The organism is Methylobacterium sp. CCH5-D2, assembly GCF_001556475.1.
Taxonomy (GTDB): domain Bacteria; phylum Pseudomonadota; class Alphaproteobacteria; order Rhizobiales; family Beijerinckiaceae; genus Methylobacterium; species Methylobacterium hispanicum.
The window spans coordinates 1-1,307 of the sequence record NZ_LSIX01000342.1 but is presented as its reverse complement, the minus strand read 5'-3'; the positions used below and the strand labels follow the sequence as shown (position 1 = coordinate 1,307).

General features: G+C 72.1%; 1 protein-coding gene. It reads left to right on the top strand.

The window, feature by feature from the left end; genetic code table 11:
* Positions 1-411: 411 nt before the first annotated feature.
* The coding region (locus AX737_RS08965; protein ID WP_197430512.1) for a D-alanyl-D-alanine carboxypeptidase family protein at positions 412-1,307 on the top strand (896 nt) is incomplete at its 3' end.

Genomic DNA, 1,307 nt, shown 5'->3' with positions numbered 1-1,307 from the left:
ACCTCTCCCTATGGGAGAGGGGACCCACGCCTGACCGGGGTTAGGCTCGCTCGGCATATGCGATCGCCCTGCCGCGCGGGGGAGGGGACCCGCGCTCGATCCACCCCGGAATCCCGCTGCGCAACCGCCCCGTCCGCCGAAGAGGGACCGGCGTTCCGTGGCGTTTCACGGGCCGGCCGGCATCGCCGCGAGGCCTCGCACCGGTCGCTCCGTGCAGTGCGGCATTTCGGTCAAGGCACGGGTGCGCCACGCGATCTGCCGTCGGCGGTGCGATCGCATTAACCGCGGCGTAACCGCGGCTTCCTAATCTCCTGACGATGCAGCGGTGCCACGGACACGATCCCGGCGGGCCCGCCTCCACACCATGATGCGGACCGGCCGCGCGCCGGTCGTCGAGGGCGATCACTCGTGATGCGTAGCGTACAGAGCCGCTCCCGGACGGCACCGGCCCTGGCCGCCACCCTCGCGGCCGCCGCGGTGCTGACCGCCCTGGCCTCCCCGGCGGAGGCGCGCCGCCGCGGCCACCACGCCCGGGCGGGCGGCGGCTACAACCCGCCCTACGCCGCGATGGTGGTGGACGTGAAGAGCGGCAAGACGCTGCACGCGGTCAACGAGGACGCGCTGCGCCACCCCGCCTCGATCACGAAGGTGATGACCCTCTACATGCTCTTCGAGCAGATGGAGCGGGGCCGCTTCGCGCTCGATTCCGAACTCTCCATCTCGGCCCGGGCCGCCGCGCAGGCGCCCTCGAAGCTGGGCCTGCGCCCCGGCTCGACCATCACGGTCGAGGACGCGATCAAGGCGCTCGTCACGAAGTCGGCCAACGACGTGGCCTGCGCCATCGGCGAGAACATCTCCGGCTCCGAGGAGCGCTTCGCCCAGGCGATGACGGCCAAGGCCCGCGCGCTCGGCATGAGCCGCACCACCTACGCCAACGCGTCGGGCCTGCCGGACGCCGACCAGATCACCACGGCGCGCGACCTCACGGTGCTCGCCCGCGCGATCCAGGACCGCTTCCCGCGCTACTACCGCTACTTCCAGACCCGCTCCTTCGCCTTCCGGGGCCGGGTCATCGGCAACCACAACCGGCTCGTCGGCACCGTCGAGGGCGTGGACGGCATCAAGACGGGCTACACCCGCGATTCCGGCTTCAACCTGATGACCGCGGCCAAGCTCAACGACCGCCAGATCGTGGCGATCGTGCTCGGCGGCAAGTCGGGCGCCAGCCGCGACCGGATCATGGCCGACCTGGTCCGCGCGAACCTCCCCCGCGCCTACGCGGGCGCCCGCCAGACCGCCCCGACCAC